Below are 16486 nucleotides of genomic sequence, written 5' to 3' on the forward strand. Positions count from 1 at the left end.
CGGCCCCCGTGGCCGGGTGGCCGCCCGCACGCGCTGCTCGGGTTACTTGGCGGCGGCCTTCTCGGCGTTGGCGACCGCGTCGGTCCAGCCCTGCTCCGGTGAGCGCTTGCCCAGCTCCACCGAGCGGACGGCGTTCTCGACCTCGGTGCGTACGGCCTGGTTCTTCGGTCCCATGTAGACCGGCTTCAGGCTCTTGGCGCCCTCGGCGAAGATCTTCCCGACCGGCGCCTCGGAGAAGTAGGCGTTCTTCGAGTCGATGATCGCCGGGTCCTCCAGCGCCTGCGGCGAAGAGGGCAGGGGGCCCTTCGCCTTGAACGCGCCGATCTGACCCTTGGCGCTGGTCAGGAACTTGGCCAGCTCGATCGCCTCGGCCTGGTGCTTGCTCTGCTTCGGCACGGCGAGGAACGAGCCGCCCCAGTTGCCGCCGTTGCCGGGGATCTGGGCGATGTCCCACTTGCCCTTGGCGCCGGCGCCCGCGTTGCCCTCGATCACGCCGGTCATCCAGGCCGGGCAGGCGATGGTGGCGAACTTCGACTGCTTGAACGCCGACACCCACTCCTCGGACCAGGAGCCGTACTTGCCGGACAGCCCCGAGTCGATGATGTCCATCGTGGTGTCGTACGCCTGCTTCACCGCCGGGTTGCTGCCCACGACCAGGTTGTTGCCGGTGTCGTAGTAGCTGTAGCCGCTGCTGTTGCCGGCGGTCTGGAGCAGGATCGTGTTGAAGGTGTTCGTCGCCGCGTCCAGGAACGAGGCGCCGGTCTTCTTCGCGGTGAACTGCTCGCCGACCTTGATGTAGTCCTGCCAGGTGGGCCAGAGCTTGGACACGGCCTCCCGGTCGGTGGGCAGACCGGCCTTGGCGAACAGGTCGGTCCGGTAGCACATCGCCATGCCGCCCACGTCCGTGCCGAGGCCGATGAGCTGCTTGCCGTCGGCGGTGAGCCCCTGGTTCCACTTCCAGTCGAGGAAGTTGCCCTTCAGGTCGGCCGCGCCGTGGTCGAGCAGGTTGACGAAGTTCTGCGGGTTGGCCTTGTACTCGACGAGCAGGCCCTCCTCGATGGCGACCACGTCACCGGCGCCCTTGCCCGCGGCGAGCCACTGGGTGAGCTTCGGGGAGTACTCGTCGAGGTTGCCGCCGGTGCCGCGCTCGACGATCTTCACGCCGGGGTGGCTGGCCATGTACTCCTGGTAGAGATCGGCGTAACCGAACTGGCCGAAGACGTCGACGGTGAGCGTTATCGGCCCGTCGGCGGCGGCATCGTCGCCGCCGCCGCAGGCGGTGGTGCCGAGCAGCGCGGTGGCGGCGACCACTGCAACCGCCGCCAGGCGGCGGCGCGTGAAGGTGAGCATGCTGTCCTGACCTCTCGGGGTCGTCGAAACGGGTGGTGGAAGGCGGTTCCGGAACTAAGAGAGCGCTCTCACGACAGCGTGGGGGAGGGGCGTGGACCTTGTCAAGAGAGCGCTCTCAGAGGTGTCCGAAAAGAAGGAGAGGGGCGGTGGCCGCCCCTCTCCGCGTGGTGCCGTCCGTCAGCCGACCCGCAGGCCGCCCAGCAGGGAACGGTCGCCCGCCACGTCCAGCGCGTCGAAGCTGATCCGGCCCATCAGCGCCAGCAGCAGATCGCTCGCCGTGCCCGCCACCTGCGCCCGCGCGCGGTGGTCGTCGTGGTCGAGGATCGTGGCGGTGTCCAGCAGCGCGACCCCCTCACCCCGCAACCGCAGGTACCACTCCTGCGCCGCGTCGGTCGCGTTCAGCTGCACCACGCCGCGCCACTGCCCGGGATGCACCCGCCGTCCCGCCGGCAGCCAGGTGTCCAGCACCTCGCTCACCCCGTCGGCCGCGAGCTTCGCCTCGATCGGATCACCCGCACCGATCGCGAGCTGGGCGTCCCAGCGGTGCACGGCCGTCTCGTGCGCGAGCCGGCGCGGCCAGAAGGCCGCCTTCTTCGGCTGGGGCGCGAAGTTCCAGGCCGGCGCCTCCGGGTCCGTCGACTCCAGCAGCGCGCTGATCCGCTCGTACTCCTGCGTGTACCACTGCGCCGCGGTCAGGCCCGCGGGCGGCTCCGGGTCGTGCCGCTCCGGGCGGGTCGGCACGCCGGCGGTCAGCACGGTGCCCGCCCAGGCGTACGTGCGGGTCAGGTGATGAGCGAGATCGGTCACCGTCCAGCCGGGACAGGACAGCACGGGTGTCTCGGGTGGCGCCTCCGCCACCGCCGCGGCGAAGGCCGGGCCCTCCGTGCGCAGCGCGCCGATCCAGAAGTCCTTCGTGTGGTGCAGTCTGCTCATCGCCATCCTCCCGGGGGTGACCGGGCCACCAGTGGGTGCTCCGGCTACCCCTCAGCCTAGGGTGAAAGGCGTGTCAGACGTCTACGCCGAACCGGCTACTGCCGGTGACCCGACCGATCCGGCCACCCTGGCGCGCTACACCACGCTCCGGCTCGGTGGCCCCGCCGGGCGGCTGGAGATCGCCGGGGACGCCGCCCAGATCGTACTAAAAGTGCAGGAAGCGGAGGCCCGGGAGCAGGCGGTACTGGTGCTGGCGGGCGGCAGCAACGTCGTGATCGGCGATCAGGGCTTCCCCGGCACCGTCGTGCTCGTCCGCTCCCGGGGGTTCCAGGTCGTCGCCGAGGACGGCGACACCGTCACGGTACGTGTCGAAGCCGGCGAGCCGTGGGACGACCTCGTCGCCGCCACCGTCGAGCGCGGCTGGTCCGGGCTGGAGTGCCTGTCCGGCATCCCCGGGTCGGCCGGCGCGACCCCGATCCAGAACGTCGGCGCGTACGGCCAGGAGGTGTCCGAGACGATCGTCGCCGTCGAGGCGTACGACCGGACGGAGCGCCGGGTGGTGCGGATCGCGGCGGCCGACTGCGGCTTCGTCTACCGGGGCAGCATCTTCAAGTACAGCGACCGCTGGGTGGTGCTCACCGTCGACTTCCGGCTCACCCGGTCCCCGCTGTCCGGCCCGGTCCGCTACGCCGAACTGGCCCGGGCGCTCGGCGTCGAGGTGGGCGACCGGGTGCCGCTCGCCGACGCCCGCGCCACGGTGCGCAAGCTGCGCGCCGGCAAGGGCATGGTGCTGGACGCGGCCGACCCGGACACCTGGTCGGTGGGCTCGTTCTTCACCAACCCGGTGCTTCCGGGCGACGTGTTCGAGCAGGTGCGGGAACGCGCCGCCGACCTGGGACAGCCGCCGAACTGGCCGGGCGCCGACGGCACGGTGAAGGTCAGCGCGGCGTGGCTGATCGACAAGGCCGGGTTCGGCAAGGGGTACGCGGGCCCGGAGGGTGTCGCCATCTCCAGCAAGCACACGCTGGCGCTGACGAACCGCTCCGGCACGGCGAGTGCGGCCGCGCTGGTGGCGCTGGCCCGCGAGATCCGCGACGGCGTGCAGTCCCGCTTCGGCGTAACCCTGCACCCCGAGCCAGTCCTCATCAACTGCACCATCTGACCCCCGCACCCCACCCCCCTTGCCCCCCGGGACCCCTCGCCCGCCGATCTTGCACTTTCGGCCCCGGGAATGTCCGACTCACACGCTTTGCCGGGGCAGCAACTGCAAGATCAACGAAAGTGCTCGTCGAGATCCCCGGGGACGTCCGTTTCGCCGATCCCACCTCGCGGAACGCCAGTCTCGCGACATGGGCGGCGCTCGACGCAGCAACAGCTGAACGAGGAACTCCCGCCCGCGCCGCCCTGGAACCTCTGCGATCTTGGAGTTGTGGCGCCTGATAAGTCGGGCTAACCGGGCATCCGAGGCGCCATAACTCCAAGATCGGCGGGCGAGGCGGCGGGGCGGCGCGGGGGCGGGCGGGGCGGTGGGTCAGCGGGGGGCTATGGCGGGCCAGGGGAGCGTCAGGTAGCCGTGGCGCCATGTGCGGGGGGTGTCCTGGATCGGCCAGCCTGACTCCTTCACCGCCCCGACCGTCCGCAGCCAGCGCTGCCGAGGGCCGAACGGGGCGTAACCGGCGGCCGAGCGCCACGCGTGCTCCAGCGCGTCGATCAGGTCGTGGACGCGTTCGCCCGGCACGTTGCGGTGGATCAGCGCCTTCGGCAGCCGCTCGGCGAGCGTCGCCGGGGTCTCCAGCGTGACCAGCTTCGCCGACAGGGTGAGCGTGCGCGGGCCGGTGGCGTCGAGCAGCACCCAGGAGCCCAGCCGGCCCAGCTCGTCGCAGGTGCCCTCGACCAGCAGCCCGCCCGGCGCGAGCCGCCCGGTGACGGTACCCCAGGCGTCGGCCACCTCGCTCTCGTCGTACTGACGAAGCACGTTGAACGCCCGGACCAGCGCGGGACGCAGCCCGGCCAGCTCGAAGCCGCCCCGGGCGAACGTCAGTCCGGGCGGGTCGGCGGCGGGCAGGGCGGCGGCGACGCGTACCGGATCGATCTCCAGGCCGACCACCCGCACGTCGGCGCGGACCCCGGAGGTCAGCCGGGCGCGCAGCTCGACGGGGGTGACCGGGGTGGCGCCGTAGCCGAGGTCGACCACGAGCGGGTCGGCGGCGGCGCGCAGCGCGTCGCCGCAGGTCTCGACGATCCAGTTGTCCACCCGCCGGAGCCGGTTGGGGTTGGTGGTGCCCCGGGTGGCCACGCCGAGCGGACGCTCCATTAGGACGTCCGGTGCACCTTGTGCTGCGCGGCCTGGGCCAGCGGGCGGACCACGAGCCGGTCGACGTTGACGTGGTGCGGGCGGGTCGCGCACCAGGCGACGCAGTCGGCCACGTCGTCGGCGACGAGCGGTTCGGCGACTCCGGCGTAGACCGCCTCGGCCCGGTCGGCGTCACCGTCGAAGCGGACCAGGCCGAACTCCTCGGTCTTCACCATGCCGGGGTCGATCTCGATCACCCGCACCGGTCGGCCGCACAGTTCGAGCCGCAGCGTGCCGGCGACCGCGGTCTGCGCGTGCTTGGCGGCCGTGTAGCCGCCGCCGCCCTCGTAGACCACGTGCCCGGCGGTGGAGCTGACGATCACGATCGTGCCGGCGCCGGAGCGCTCCAGCGCCGGGAGCAGCGCCTTGGTGACGCGCAGCGTGCCGAGCACGTTCACGTCGTACATCCACTGCCAGTCGCCCACGTCGGCCGTCTCGACCGGGTCGAGGCCGCGGGCGCCGCCGGCGTTGTTCACCAGCAGCGTGACCGGCCCGGGTGCGGCCTCGGCGGCGGCGGCCAGGCCGGCCACCGACTCGTCCGAGGTCACGTCGCAGGCCACCGCTGTCGCGGTGCCGCCGGCCGCCTCGATCTGGGCGACCAGCGCGGCCAGCCGGTCGGTACGCCGGGCGGCGGCCAGCACGTGGAACCCCTCGGCGGCGAGCCGGCGGGCGGTGGCCGCGCCGATCCCGCTGGACGCCCCGGTGACGATGGCGACTGAAGTCATCCGGTCATTGTCTCCCGTCGCCGGGCCGGGCGGCGGGATGAGGTCCGTCACGCCCGGGACCCGGCGCAAAGCATTTCCGTACCCCGATGGGGAAGATGACATCCGGCACACGGGTTGACCGAGAAGCGCCGGTCGTGCGGGACGGCATCAACCGTGACAGAGGGAGCGGACGTGGCGGATTTGCACACCGGTGTCGGTCGTCAGCGAGGTGCCCTTCCGTGGCCGCGGCCCCGCCGTATCGCCACCCTGTCGGTGCACACGTCCCCGCTGCACCAGCCCGGTACGGGTGACGCGGGCGGCATGAACGTCTACATCCTGGAGGTGGCCCGGCGGCTGGCCGAGGCCGACGTCGAGGTGGAGATCTTCACCCGGGCCACCGCCGGTGACCTGCCCCCGGTGGTCGAGGTGGCGCCCGGGGTGTCCGTCCGGCACGTCACCGCGGGGCCGCTGGAAGGGCTGACCAAGGAGGAACTGCCGGGTCAACTCTGCGCCTTCACCGCCGGGGTGCTGCGGGCCGAGGCGGCCCGCCCGCCGGGCCACTACGACCTGATCCACTCGCACTACTGGCTCTCCGGCCAGGTCGGCTGGCTGGCCAAGGAGCGCTGGGGCGTACCGCTGGTGCACACCGCGCACACGCTCGCCAAGGTCAAGAACGCCCGCCTCGCCGCCGGGGACCGGCCCGAGCCGAAGGCACGCGTGATCGGCGAGGAGCAGGTGGTCACCGAGGCGGACCGGCTGGTCGCCAACACCCGGGTCGAGGCCCGCGACCTGCTCGACCGGTACGCGGCCGTCCCGGACCGGGTGGCGGTCGTGGAACCCGGCGTCGACCTGGACCGGTTCCGTCCCGCCGCGGGCGACCGGGACGTGGCGACCCGGGCCGCGCGCCGCCGGCTCGGCCTGCCGGCTGACGGGTACGTGGTCGCGTTCGTCGGCCGGATCCAGCCGCTCAAGGCGCCGGACGTGCTGGTCCGCGCCGCCGCCGCGCTGCGTGAGCGGGATCCGGCGCTGGCCGACGAGCTGACCGTGGTGATCTGCGGCGGGCCGAGCGGCACCGGCCTGGACCGGCCCACCGCGCTGATCGAACTCGCGCACGCGCTCGGCATCGCCGACCGGGTGCGTTTCCTCCCGCCGCAGACCGGCGCGGACCTGCCCGCCCTCTACCGCGCCGCCGACCTGGTCGCGGTGCCGTCGCACAACGAGTCGTTCGGGCTGGTCGCGCTGGAGGCCCAGGCGTGCGGCACGCCGGTGCTGGCCGCCGCCGTGGGCGGCCTGGTCACCGCGGTACGCGACGGCGTCAGCGGCATGCTCATCGACGGGCACGACCCGGTCGACTGGGCCCGCGCGATGGCCCGGCTGCTGCCCGACCGGGTACGCCGTGCCGCGCTGGGCCGGGGCGCCGAGCGGCACGCCCGGGACTTCTCCTGGCACCGCACCGCCTCCGGCCTGCTCGCGGTCTACGGGGAGGCGATCACCGAGCACCGGGCCCGGCTGGCGCGGCGGCTCGGCGAACCGGCCGCGCTGTGCTCCTGGTGATCTCCACCGGCCACCGGGCGGCCCCGGTACGCCGGTCGTAGAGTGGGTGCGATGAGCCGCAGGAGTGAGGTCGCCGCGCTGATCGAGTCCGTCTGCGCGGAGCGTGAGCTGGAGTGGGAGTCGACCGGCGAGGCGTCGTACGCGGTGACGCTGCCCGGCACGCACAAGCTCAAGACGATCTGCAACCTGATCGTGGGTGAGCACGCGCTGCGGGTCGAGGCTTTCGTGATGCGCCAGCCCGACGAGCGCCGCGAGGAGCTGTGGGCGTGGTTGCTCCAGCGCAACGCCCGCATGTACGGCGTCTCGTTCTCCATCGACTCGGTCGGCGACGTCTACCTGACCGGGCGGGTCAACCTGGCCGGGATCGACGCCGACGAGCTGGACCGGCTGCTCGGTTCCGTGCTGACGTACGCCGACGAGTCGTTCGACAGCATGCTGGAGATCGGGTTCGGCACCGCGATCCGCCGGGAGTGGGAGTGGCGGGTCAAGCGCGGTGAGTCGACAGCCAATCTGGCCGCGTTCGCGCACCTCTTCGAGCCGTCCGCGACTGCCGGATCGTCCGCCGGAGGTTCGGAGCCCTCCTGACGGGTATGCCGCCCCGCGCGGTGCGGAGCACTGGGACCCACCGCGGGCCGAGGACGGACTGTCGAGGAGCGTTTCCCATGGCTCAGCGCAACAGCTCAGGTCGCGGCACGACTGCGACTCGGACCAAGCGGCAAACCGGCAACCAGACGCCGAACACCCCGGGGGTGTCGGAGTCGGCGATCTCCCGGATGAAGGTCGACGACATCCGCAGCCAGCTCCGGCGGCGCGGGGTCTCGGGGATCTCCGCGCTGCGGAAGCCGGAACTGGTGAAGACCCTGGCGCGAAGCATGCGCGGGGAGGGCGGCGCCGCCCGGCGGAGCACCGGCCCGGCCGGTCGGCCGTCGGCGACCCGCAAGAGCACCGCCGCCAAGAAGACCACGGCGGCGAAGCGGACCACGTCGGCCCGCCGGGGCGCCACGTCGCCGGCCAAGGCCGCGCCGGCCGCACGCGCCACCGGTGCCAGGGCCAAGGCGACGGGTACGCGCAAGGCGGCCCCGTCGCGCGCCAAGGCGACCTCGTCGCGGGCGAAGGCGACGTCGTCCCGCGCGAAGGCTGCCTCGTCCCGCGCGAAGGCCGCGCCCGCTCGGGCGAAGGCGGCCCCGTCGAGGGCGAAGGCCGCTCCGTCGCGGGCCAAGGCAGCCCCGTCACGGGCGAAGGCCGCCCCCTCGCGGGCCAAGGCGGCTCCGTCACGGGCCAAGGCGGCGCAGTCACGGGCCAAGGCGCCGAGCGCGCAGACGGCGCCGACCCGTGGGCCGGCGTCCAGCCGGTCGATCGGATCGTCGCAGCTCATCACGTCGCTCGCGGACCGGCCGGAGCGTCCGGGCCGGAGCCTGGTCACCCGTAACCACGAGGTGATCCAGCGCTGGGCGCGGGCGCGGGGCGCGAAGCCCGCCACCATCGCCGGCACCGAGCGCGAGGGCCGGCCCGGGGTGCTGACGTTCAACATCCCCGGGTACCGGGAGAGCAGCCGGATTCGCGAGATCACCTGGGACGACTGGTTCCGCACGTTCGACCTGCGACGGCTGAACCTGATCTACCAGGAGCAGATGCGGGACGGCCGGCAGAGCAACTTCTTCCGGACCGAGAACCCGAATCGCGAGGACGGCTGAGGTTTGCGGGAATGGCCGACGGGAACCCCGTGTTTGCCATTCCAGGGACGACAGCACGGACAGCCGGGTTTGCGACGCGGGTGCTGTGACGGGCAAGACAGCGTTCTGGGTTGAATCCGGAATCCGGGCGAACTAACTTTATTGCACCGCGTCACGCTTGTTTCCGTTCGGGGGAGCGGTGGATCGATCAGATCCGCGCAGGCGAGATGCGAAGATCGGGTGGAGCACACCGTTGGGGGACGGTGCCGCCCGTGGAACCGGCGGCGCGAGCGGGCGACGCTTACGGGGGTGAGTGTCGCCCGCCGCCGCCGGGCGTACGGTACGAGCGCCCATCTCGACGGGGGTCGGGGTGGGCGCTCTGCCGTTGTCCGATCCCGTCAGCGGGTGGACCCGACGGTCCCGGGCCGCTGCGCCGCGGTCCGCAGCGCGGCCACCCGCCGCTCCCGGCGCGGCCCGGCGAGCAGGTGCCCGGCGGCGGCCAGCAGTCCGAGCGCGCCCACCACCAGCCAGTGCCGTTCGCCCAGGTGTTCCAGGCTGAGCCCGCCGAGCGCCGGCGCCACGAACGACGCGGCCGGGAACGTCAGGTAGAACACCGACTGGTAGCGGGCGCGCAGTTCGGGCGGCGCGAGGTCCGCGTTGATCTGCGCGTTCGGCGGCGCGGCGAGCATCTGCCCGACCGTCCAGACCACCGCCGCGCCCAGGTAGAGCGGCAGCCCGTCGGCCAGCGTGAGCGCGCCGAACCCGAGTGCCATCAGGCCGGTGGAGACGGCCAGCACGCTCGACTTCCGGTACGGCTCGATGAGCCGGGGCACGAACAGTTGCCCGACCACGATCAGCGCCCCGCCGAGCGCCACCACCAGCCCGTACGCCGACGGGCGCAGACCGTCCTCGCGCATCGCCAGCGGCATGATCGTGGACGTCTGCATGGTCAGCACGGCCAGCAGGAACGTCAGCCCGACGAACACCAGGAAGGTGCGGTCGGTCAGCGCGGTGTGCAGACCGGGACGGCGTCCCGCCACCGCCCGTGGCGTGGGCGCCGGCCGCCGGGTGAGCGTCTCCGGCACCTTCAGCGCGATCACCACCGCCGCCGCCAGCGTGGCACCGGCGTCGACCAGGAACAGCGCCGTGAAGCTCGCCTCGGCGAGGATGCCAGCCAGCAGCGAGGCCACCGCCATGCCCAGGTTGAACGCCCAGAACTGGAGGTTGAACGCGCGGGAGCGGCGCGCCTCGGGCACCACGTCCACGATGGCGGCCACGAACGCCGGGCTGGGCATCGAGTGCGCCACCCCGACCAGCGTGGCGAGTACGGCGATCACCGCCAGGTGCGTGGTGAACGCCAGCGCCGCCATCAGCCCGGCGGCGGCGACGTGGGCGGCGAGCAGCGTGGCCCGGCGGCCCCACCGGTCGGCCAGCACACCGCCGAGCAGCGTCCCGGCCGCGCCGCCGATCCCGTACGCGCCGACCACCAGCCCGGCCAGCGACGGCGGGGCGCCCCGCGCGGCGGTCAGGTAGAGCGACAGGAACAGCAGCGCGAACGCGCCGGCCCGGTTGATCAGCAGGCCGGACCAGAGGTACCAGAACGTGGCTGGCAGTCCGCCGGCCGTGTCGTCCCACCAGCGCCGCAGGCCGCGCACACGTCCTCCAGGAAGGTTTCCTTACCGATTCCGTTCCGTACCGTATCCATCCGCCTCGGTGCGGTCGCGCCGGGGCGTACTCAGGAACCGGACCGGACCGGGGCGGCGGGTGCGGTGGCCGCGGCCTCGCCCGCCTCGGGCGCCGGGGATGCGGTGGCGGTGACCGGCGTGACGGGCGTGCCCACGGCGCGCAGCTCGACCGCGCGGCGCTCCCGGGCCGGGCCGGAGATCAGGTGGGCGACCGCCGCCACGACGCCGATGCCCGCGCAGCCGAGCCAGAGCGCGCTGTTGCCGGCGTGCTCGCGGACCAGGCCGCCGAGGATCGGCGCGGCGGCACCGGCGAGCTGCCAGGACAGCGAGAAGACGCCCTGGTAGCGGCCGCGCAGCGCGGCCGGCGACAGCTCCGCGATCAGGGTTGCGTTGGACGGGGAGTTGAGCATCTCGCCGAGGGTCCAGATCAGCACGGTCAGGCCGTAGAGCCAGACCGTGTCGGCGAGCGCGGTGAGCCCGAACCCGGCGCCCATCACCAGCGACGCGAGCGCCAGCACGTGCGAGCGGCTGCGGCCCTTGATGAGCCGGGGTACGAAGAGCTGGCCGAACACGATGAGCACGCCGTTCAGTGCGATCACCGAGCCGTAGGTGGCCGGGCTGAGCCCGGAGTCGCCCATGGCGATCGGCAGCATCGAGATGTGCTGGAGGAACACCAGCGCGGCGAGCAGGTTGAGCGCGACGAAACCGAGGAACACGCGGTCGGCGAGGATGGTGCGCAGCGCGCCGGCCGGCGCCGGCATCCCCTTGACCGGGAGCGCGGTGACCGGGCCGCGGGTCTCGCCGACCTTGGCGAAGATGATCAGTGCGGTCACCAGCGTGGTGGTCGCGTTCACCAGGAACAGCAGCAGGTAGCTGCCCTGGGCGGCGAAGCCGGCGAGCACGGCGGCGCAGGCGAACCCGAGGTTGATGGCCCAGTAGTTCAACGAGAAGGCGCGCAGCCGGTCCTTGTCCGGCACCACGTCGACCATCATCGCGCCGAAGGCCGGGCGGGCCGCCTCGGCGAACGCGCCGAGCAGCAGCGCGCCCACCGCCACCGCCCACAGCGGACGGGCGAGGCCCAGCGCGATCATCATGCCCGCCGCGCCGACGTGCGCGGTGAGCAGCGTGGGCCGCCGTCCCCAGCGGTCGGTCAGGGTGCCGCCGATGGTGGTGCCGACCGCGCCGCCGGCGCCCCAGAGGCCGATCACCAGACCGGCCTGGGAGGCGGAGAAGCCGCGTTCCTGGGTCAGGTAGATGGCCAGGAAGATCAGGACGAACGAGCCGAGCCGGTTGATCAGCGTGCCGGCCCAGAGGTACCAGAACGTCCGTGGCAGGCCACCCGCCGTGTCCTGGAACCAGCCCCGTACCGTCCGCATCCCGACGCCCCCCGCATGGTAATGACCGACCTGATCAGAACGCCTTACAACCTAGTGCCGGGCCGGAGCCGTGGTCATCAGGATTTCCACGTGGTGGTCGTCACCACAGGTCGCCGCGTGTCCGCCCGGCCGGTACGGCAGGATGATCGGCATGACTGCGAGCGAGGGGCCCACCGTCGGGACGCTGGTCCTGCTGCGGCACGGCGAGAGCGACTGGAACGCCAAGAACCTCTTCACCGGCTGGGTCGACGTCGACCTGACCGCCAAGGGGGAGACCGAGGCGCGGCGCGGCGGCGAACTGCTGCGCGAGCACGACCTGCTGCCGGACGTGGTGCACACGAGCCTGATGCGCCGGGCCATCCGCACCGCCGAGCTGGCGCTGAACGCCGCCGACCGGCACTGGATCGCGGTGCGCCGGTCGTGGCGGCTCAACGAGCGCCACTACGGCGCCCTGCAGGGCAAGGACAAGAAGCAGACCCTCGACGAGTACGGCGAGGAGCAGTTCATGCTCTGGCGTCGCTCGTACGACACGCCGCCGCCTCCGATCGACGACGCGGACGAGTGGTCGCAGGTCGGCGACCCCCGGTACGCGCTGCTGCCGACCGAGCTGATGCCGCGCACCGAGTGCCTGAAGGACGTCGTCGAACGGATGCTGCCCTACTGGTACGACTCGATCGTGCCGGACATCCTGGCCGGCCGGACGGTGCTCGTGGCCGCGCACGGCAACTCGCTGCGCGCCCTGGTCAAGCACCTCGACCAGATCTCCGACGACGCGATCGCCAAGCTGAACATCCCCACCGGCATCCCGCTGCGCTACGACCTGGACGCCGACCTGCGTCCGCACGTGCTCGGCGGGACGTACCTGGACCCGGAGGCGGCGAAGGCCGCCGCCGCCGCGGTCGCCAACCAGGGCCGCTGAGACGGCGTGGGCGGGGCCTCCCCCGAGGCGGCCCCGCCCACGGTCCTCAGCCGGACGTCGAACCGGTGATCAGGTAGACCACGTGCTCACCCGCGTTCACCGCGTGGTCGGCGAAACGCTCGTAGAAGCGGCCCAGCAGCGTCGCGTCGATCGCCGTCTCCACCCCGTACGGCCAGTCGTCGCCGAGCAGCACGCCGAACAGGCTCTTGTGCAGGTCGTCCATCGCGTCGTCGTCGCCGTCCAGCTCGGCGGCCACGGCGGCGTCCGGCTCGGCCAGCACCGAGCCGATCTTCTCGGCCATCCGGTCGGCGATCCCGGCCATGTCGGTGAAGACCGGCCGCAGCTCCGCCGGCACCGCCGGGGACGGGTGCCGGCGCAGGGCCGTCTTCGCCACGTGGTCGGCCAGGTCGCCCATCCGCTCCAGATCGGCTGCCACGTGCAACGCGGTGATCATCGCCCGCAGGTCGGAGGCCACCGGCGCCTGCCGGGCCAGCAGGTCACAGACCCGCTCCTCCACGTGCCGGTAGAGGTCGTCGATCTCGGCGTCCCGCGCGATCACCGTCTCGGCGGCCGTCCGGTCGGCGGTGAGCAGCGCCTTGGTGGCCTGCCGCATGGCCGCGCGTACCGCCTCGGCCATGTCCACCAGCAACTGGCTGACAATCTGCAGGTCGGCCCGGAACTCGTCGCGCATCGTCACTTCCTGGGGGTCGGTGGCCGCCACCCCGACGGGGTACGGCAGGAGCAGGTGCGCGCCCCACGCTAGGCCGGACGGTCGGCACCAGGGTGAACGTGGATGAACGACGCGGGGCCCGCAGGTGAACTTTGCCGAAAGCGAGAGTGGTTCGTCCCTTTGTGCCCGATCCCCGGGTTAACAATGACCCTACGATCGCCGGGTGGAATGGGCGGTGGCGGTCGTGGTGGCCGGAGCGCTGGTGACCGGGCTGGTCGCCGGGGCGCTGCTGTCCGGGCCCGTTGACGAATGGCGGCGCCGCCGGGCGTCGCGGGGCGGCGGGATCCTCCGTCGTGACGCAGGGAGGACGACGATTCCGGACGACCAGCAGGGGGGCCTATCCGGGCTCGGCCGCAAGACGATCGACTCGTTGCGCGCAGGCGTGGTGGTGCTCGGCCCGGACGACGTGCCGGTGCTGGTGAACCCGGCCGCCCGGGCGATGGGTCTGCTCCGTACCGGGGCGACACCCGGCTCGATCGCGGCGCACCCGTTGATCCGTACCCTCGCCGGGCAGGTCCGCCGCACGGGCGTGCGTCGCGAGATAGAGCTGGACCTGCCCCGGGGCCGCGACGGCGGCGGGGACAACCCGCTCGGCGTGCACCTGCGGGCGATGGGACTGGGCTCCGGCTACATCTCGATCGAGGCGGTCGACGTCACCGAGTCGCACCGTCTCGCGCGGGTACGCCGGGACTTCGTCGCGAACGTCAGCCACGAGCTGAAGACGCCGATCGGCGCGCTGCAACTGCTCGCCGAGGCGCTCGTCGACGCCACCGAACCGGCCGCCGGCGGCGCGCCCGACCTGTCCGAGGACCTGGTCGCCGCGCGGCGGTTCGCCGAGCGGATCCAGCACGAGTCGACCCGGCTCGGCCGCCTGGTGCAGGAACTGCTGGAACTGACCCGCCTCCAGGGCGCCGAACCGCAGCCCGCCCCCGAGCCGGTCTCGGTCGACTGGGTGCTCGCCGAGGTCGTCGACCGCACCCGCACCGCCGCCACCGCCCGCCGGGTGGAGATCGCCGTCGGCGGGCAGCGGGGCCTCACCGTGTACGGCAGCGACAGCCAACTCGCCACCGCGGTGGCGAACCTGGTGGAGAACGCGATCACCTACTCCGGCGAGGACACCACGGTCCGGGTGACTGTCACCGGCACCGAGGAACACGTCGAGATCGCCGTGGCCGACCAGGGCATCGGCATCGCCCCGAACGAGGTCGACCGGATCTTCGAGCGGTTCTACCGGGCCGATCAGGCCCGCTCCCGGGCGACCGGCGGCACCGGCCTGGGCCTGGCCATCGTCAAGCACATCGCCAGCAACCATGGCGGCCGGGTGGAGGTGTCGAGCACCCTTGGTGGGGGATCGACGTTCACCCTCCGGCTGCCCGCACGCCCCCCGGACGACCTGGAGGCGACACTCGCCTCCGCTGGGATCGAGGCCGGCCCGGCCGAGCTCCGGCAGGCCTGACCACAGGAAAGGAAACACCCGTTGAGCCGCGTACTGGTGGTCGAGGACGAGGAGTCGTTCTCCGACGCCCTGTCCTACATGCTCCGCAAGGAGGGTTTCGAGGTCTCCGTCGCCGCGACGGGCCCCGCCGCCCTCACCGAGTTCGACCGGACCGGCGCCGACATCGTGCTGCTCGACCTGATGCTGCCGGAGATGTCCGGCACCGAGGTCTGCCGGCAGCTCCGCCAGCGCTCGCACGTGCCGATCATCATGGTCACCGCGCGGGACAGCGAGATCGACAAGGTGGTCGGCCTGGAGATCGGCGCCGACGACTACGTGACCAAGCCGTACTCGCCGCGTGAACTGGTCGCCCGCATCCGGGCGGTGCTGCGGCGGCAGAGCGCGGAGTCGAACGAGACGGGCGCGCCGACGCTCGCCGCCGGCCCGGTCCGGATGGACATCGAACGGCACGTGGTGACCGTCGGCGGCGCCGGCGTGCAGCTCCCGCTCAAGGAGTTCGAGCTGCTGGAGCTGCTGCTGCGCAACGCCGGGCGGGTGCTCACCCGGGGCCAGTTGATCGACCGGGTCTGGGGCGCCGACTACGTGGGCGACACGAAGACGCTGGACGTGCACGTGAAGCGGCTGCGCTCCAAGATCGAGCCGGAGCCGTCCGCACCGCGCTACATCGTCACGGTCCGAGGCCTGGGCTACAAGTTCGAGCCCTGATCCCCCTCCGCGCCGCTCTCGGCCGCCCCGCCCGCCGCCCCGCCCGCGTCGATCTTGGAGTTGTGGCGCCACGACATGCCCGACTTGGGTACTTTCGCAAGCTGCCACAACTCCAAGATCGCCGCGACGGACCTCGGATCTCGGCCCGCCCCGGCCGCCCATCCCTCCGGCCACCCGACCCACCGTCCCGGCCCGTCCCCTCGACGAGTCCTCTCGGCTGCGCCCCTCCAGGCCCCGTCCCACTCGGTTGATCAAGGAGTTAGCGGACTCCTTGCGCCTCCTACTGGCCGCAAACTCCTTGATCACCGCAGCGGGAGGTGGGCAGATCCCGCCGCCGCCCGTCGGGCAGGAGCGGCCACCATCCCCTCCCTCCTCGCCGATCTTGCACTTCGGTGCCCTGCAAAACGCGCGAATGGCACATCCGGGAGGCTCGAACTGCAAGATCGCGGAGCGGTCGCGCGGCGCCCCGCTGCTCCCGCCCCGCTCGGCCCGCCCGGCTGCGTCGATCATGAGGTTAGCGGCGTCGGGTGTCCGTTTTGTCCCCGCTTACCTCATGATCGACCGTGCGGGAGTGGGTGGCCCGTGTGGGTGAGGCTGTCCGGTTTGAGGGGTGCCCCGAGGTCGGGGACATCGATCGTTGGCGGGCTGTGTGGGCGGGGGTGTCCGGTTCGGGGGTGGTGGGCGGCACTCTGGGGGTGGAATGGCTGGCGGGTGGGTGGCGTTGTAACCCGGTGAGCGACCGAGTACCAGCCGCGCCCCGAGAAGGGGCCGCTGGCTGCGGGAACAGTCTTGGGCTGTCGGTCGTTGAGTTCGGTTCTGGCGACGTGAGCCGCGGGGAATGATCCTGGCGGGCTGGTCGTTGAACACGGTTCCGACGACGTGAACCCCCGCCCTCCGGTGGCGTGCACCGCCTCGGGAATGACGGCGGGTGGCGGGTCGTTGGACATGGTTCCGGCGCCGCGCAGAGGCACCCCCCGGTGCCCCGTGAGCAGCCGAATCCCCCTTGAAGACTTTCTTGAGTGCCTGACGGTGCTCGCACCCGCGCCGG

At 72.5% G+C, this 16486-nt stretch carries 14 protein-coding genes; 7 read left to right on the forward strand and 7 right to left on the reverse strand.

Annotated features, from left to right (window positions below; genetic code table 11):
* Positions 1–42: 42 nt before the first annotated feature.
* Both ACN27C_RS11065 and ACN27C_RS11070 read right to left on the reverse strand, forming a co-directional pair.
* On the reverse strand, positions 43–1350 hold the full coding sequence (locus ACN27C_RS11065) for an ABC transporter substrate-binding protein (RefSeq protein ID WP_121683308.1): 1308 nt from the start codon (positions 1348–1350) through the stop codon (positions 43–45).
* A gap of 177 nt (positions 1351–1527) precedes the next feature.
* Positions 1528–2283 (reverse strand): maleylpyruvate isomerase family mycothiol-dependent enzyme, encoded by a 756-nt coding sequence (locus ACN27C_RS11070; RefSeq protein WP_120572943.1) that lies wholly within the window; start codon positions 2281–2283, stop codon positions 1528–1530.
* Positions 2284–2353: 70 nt separating this feature from the next.
* On the opposite strand from ACN27C_RS11070, the gene ACN27C_RS11075 reads away from it, so the two are divergent.
* On the forward strand, positions 2354–3445 hold the full coding sequence (locus ACN27C_RS11075) for a UDP-N-acetylmuramate dehydrogenase (RefSeq protein WP_120572944.1): 1092 nt from the start codon (positions 2354–2356) through the stop codon (positions 3443–3445).
* A 369-nt stretch (positions 3446–3814) separates the two neighbouring features.
* On the opposite strand, the gene ACN27C_RS11080 is transcribed toward ACN27C_RS11075, so the two are convergent.
* Complete coding sequence (locus ACN27C_RS11080) at positions 3815–4597, reverse strand: class I SAM-dependent methyltransferase (RefSeq protein WP_422751096.1); 783 nt, start codon at positions 4595–4597, stop codon at positions 3815–3817.
* Positions 4597–5361, reverse strand: coding sequence for an SDR family NAD(P)-dependent oxidoreductase (locus ACN27C_RS11085; protein ID WP_120572946.1), 765 nt, complete (start codon positions 5359–5361; stop codon positions 4597–4599). The genes ACN27C_RS11080 and ACN27C_RS11085 overlap by 1 nt, the downstream gene beginning before the upstream one ends.
* Positions 5362–5532: 171 nt before the next feature.
* Here ACN27C_RS11085 and mshA point away from each other — a divergent pair, with 171 nt between their 5' ends.
* The 3 genes from mshA to ACN27C_RS11100 all read left to right on the forward strand — a co-directional run bounded on the left by mshA (position 5533) and on the right by ACN27C_RS11100 (position 8588).
* Positions 5533–6894, forward strand: a complete 1362-nt coding sequence (gene mshA, locus ACN27C_RS11090; RefSeq protein ID WP_358174262.1) for a D-inositol-3-phosphate glycosyltransferase — start codon at positions 5533–5535, stop codon at positions 6892–6894.
* Between the two features lie 51 nt (positions 6895–6945).
* Positions 6946–7479 (forward strand): YbjN domain-containing protein, encoded by a 534-nt coding sequence (locus ACN27C_RS11095; protein WP_013288782.1) that lies wholly within the window; start codon positions 6946–6948, stop codon positions 7477–7479.
* Between the two features lie 287 nt (positions 7480–7766).
* On the forward strand, positions 7767–8588 hold the full coding sequence (locus tag ACN27C_RS11100; protein ID WP_422751613.1) for a hypothetical protein: 822 nt from the start codon (positions 7767–7769) through the stop codon (positions 8586–8588).
* Positions 8589–8965: 377 nt separating this feature from the next.
* Here ACN27C_RS11100 and ACN27C_RS11105 read toward each other — a convergent pair whose 3' ends face one another.
* Both ACN27C_RS11105 and ACN27C_RS11110 read right to left on the reverse strand, forming a co-directional pair.
* Positions 8966–10222: an MFS transporter gene (locus tag ACN27C_RS11105; RefSeq protein ID WP_422751097.1), complete on the reverse strand. Its 1257-nt coding sequence runs from the start codon at positions 10220–10222 to the stop codon at positions 8966–8968.
* Positions 10223–10302: 80 nt separating this feature from the next.
* Positions 10303–11628 (reverse strand): MDR family MFS transporter, encoded by a 1326-nt coding sequence (locus ACN27C_RS11110; RefSeq protein ID WP_357896398.1) that lies wholly within the window; start codon positions 11626–11628, stop codon positions 10303–10305.
* A 151-nt stretch (positions 11629–11779) separates the two neighbouring features.
* On the opposite strand from ACN27C_RS11110, the gene ACN27C_RS11115 reads away from it, so the two are divergent.
* Positions 11780–12547, forward strand: a complete 768-nt coding sequence (locus ACN27C_RS11115; RefSeq protein WP_120572950.1) for a phosphoglyceromutase — start codon at positions 11780–11782, stop codon at positions 12545–12547.
* A 46-nt stretch (positions 12548–12593) separates the two neighbouring features.
* Here the strand turns inward: ACN27C_RS11115 and phoU are convergent, their stop codons facing one another.
* On the reverse strand, positions 12594–13238 hold the full coding sequence (phoU, locus tag ACN27C_RS11120; RefSeq protein WP_120572951.1) for a phosphate signaling complex protein PhoU: 645 nt from the start codon (positions 13236–13238) through the stop codon (positions 12594–12596).
* 202 nt (positions 13239–13440) lie between these two features.
* Between phoU and ACN27C_RS11125 the strand changes: the two genes are divergently transcribed.
* Both ACN27C_RS11125 and ACN27C_RS11130 read left to right on the forward strand, forming a co-directional pair.
* On the forward strand, positions 13441–14733 hold the full coding sequence (locus ACN27C_RS11125) for a sensor histidine kinase (RefSeq protein ID WP_393156486.1): 1293 nt from the start codon (positions 13441–13443) through the stop codon (positions 14731–14733).
* A 21-nt stretch (positions 14734–14754) separates the two neighbouring features.
* A complete protein-coding gene (locus ACN27C_RS11130) occupies positions 14755–15438 on the forward strand; it encodes a response regulator transcription factor (protein WP_030272198.1) in 684 nt (227 codons plus the stop codon).
* Positions 15439–16486: the final 1048 nt, after the last annotated feature.

Origin of the sequence: Micromonospora sp. WMMD1219 (assembly GCF_049315215.1) — a bacterium.
GTDB lineage: Bacteria > Actinomycetota > Actinomycetes > Mycobacteriales > Micromonosporaceae > Micromonospora > Micromonospora tulbaghiae.

Coding starts and splice junctions, on each gene's coding strand:
- ACN27C_RS11065 (WP_121683308.1), bottom strand. CDS start 1,350: ATGCTCACCTTCACGCGCCGCCGCCTGGCGGCGGTTGCAGTGGTCGCC.
- ACN27C_RS11070 (WP_120572943.1), bottom strand. CDS start 2,283: ATGAGCAGACTGCACCACACGAAGGACTTCTGGATCGGCGCGCTGCGC.
- ACN27C_RS11080 (WP_422751096.1), bottom strand. CDS start 4,597: ATGGAGCGTCCGCTCGGCGTGGCCACCCGGGGCACCACCAACCCCAAC.
- ACN27C_RS11085 (WP_120572946.1), bottom strand. CDS start 5,361: ATGACTTCAGTCGCCATCGTCACCGGGGCGTCCAGCGGGATCGGCGCG.
- ACN27C_RS11095 (WP_013288782.1), top strand. CDS start 6,946: ATGAGCCGCAGGAGTGAGGTCGCCGCGCTGATCGAGTCCGTCTGCGCG.
- ACN27C_RS11100 (WP_422751613.1), top strand. CDS start 7,767: ATGCGCGGGGAGGGCGGCGCCGCCCGGCGGAGCACCGGCCCGGCCGGT.
- ACN27C_RS11110 (WP_357896398.1), bottom strand. CDS start 11,628: ATGCGGACGGTACGGGGCTGGTTCCAGGACACGGCGGGTGGCCTGCCA.
- ACN27C_RS11115 (WP_120572950.1), top strand. CDS start 11,780: ATGACTGCGAGCGAGGGGCCCACCGTCGGGACGCTGGTCCTGCTGCGG.
- phoU (WP_120572951.1), bottom strand. CDS start 13,238: ATGCGCGACGAGTTCCGGGCCGACCTGCAGATTGTCAGCCAGTTGCTG.